This window comes from Kineococcus indalonis, assembly GCF_009906395.1.
Taxonomy (GTDB): domain Bacteria; phylum Actinomycetota; class Actinomycetes; order Actinomycetales; family Kineococcaceae; genus Kineococcus; species Kineococcus indalonis.
This window is the reverse complement of the sequence record NZ_JAAALM010000873.1, coordinates 1-977: the sequence shown is the minus strand read 5'-3', so window position 1 is coordinate 977 and position 977 is coordinate 1. Positions and strand designations below refer to the sequence as shown.

1 protein-coding gene is annotated in these 977 nt (G+C 73.1%); it reads right to left on the bottom strand.

Features of this window, described 5'->3' with window-relative positions:
* Positions 1–26: 26 nt before the first annotated feature.
* Positions 27–977: ABC transporter permease (locus tag GTR00_RS21655; protein ID WP_205706387.1), on the bottom strand; the 951-nt coding region annotated here is incomplete at its 5' end.

Genomic DNA, 977 nt, shown 5'->3' with positions numbered 1-977 from the left:
GGCGGGGCGGGGGTTCGGGGAGCGGGTCAGGCGCGGCGCTTGACGGACCACACGTCGACGGCGACGGCCGCGACGATGAGGACGCCCTTGATGACGTCCTGCCAGTAGGTCGGCACGAGCAGCAGGTCCAGGCCGTTGTTGAGGGTCTGGATGAGCAGCAGGCCCAGGGCGGTGCCCCAGACGGTGCCGCGCCCGCCCATGAGGCTGGCGCCGCCGATGACGACGGCGGCGATGGCGTCCAGCTCGTAGCCCTGGCCGAGGTTCGGCGGGCCGGAGATGACGCGCGAGGCGAGCATCACGCCGGACAGGCCCGCGAGCAGGCCGCTGACGGCGTAGACGCTGAACAGGGTGCGCCGGGCGTTGACGCCGGCGATCTCGGCGGCGACGCGGTTGCCGCCGACGGCGTACACGCGCATGCCGTAGGAGGTGCGGCGCATGGCGACCCCGAGGGCGACGATCCCGAGGATCATCACGATGACGGGCACCTGCAGGCCGAGGACCTCGGTGTTGGCGATGCGGCCGAACTCCGCCGGCAGCCCGTTGACGGGCGCACCGCCGCCGATGACGTAGGCGACGCCGGAGCCGGCCGTGAGCATCCCCAGCGTCGCGATGAACGGCGGGACGTCGACGCGGGAGACGAGGACGCCGTTGACCGCGCCGGCGAGCAGGCCGACGGCCATCGCGGCGAGCACCGTCAGCCACACCTGCCCGGGGTTGGCCTTGGCGACCACGGCCCCGGTCATGCCGGCGACGGCGATGACGCTGCCGACGGACAGGTCGATGCCGCCGGTGAGGATGACCAGCGTCTGCCCCAGCGCGATGAGGGCGAACGGCGCGGCGGCCACGAGGATGCTCTGCAGGTTCTCCGGGGAGGAGAACCGCAGGCTGCGGTAGCTGAAGAACGCGATGACCAGCAGCATCACGATCAGCATCGCGCGCCGGCTCCGGGCTCGACGCGCGCCCCGCCACCCCCTCCC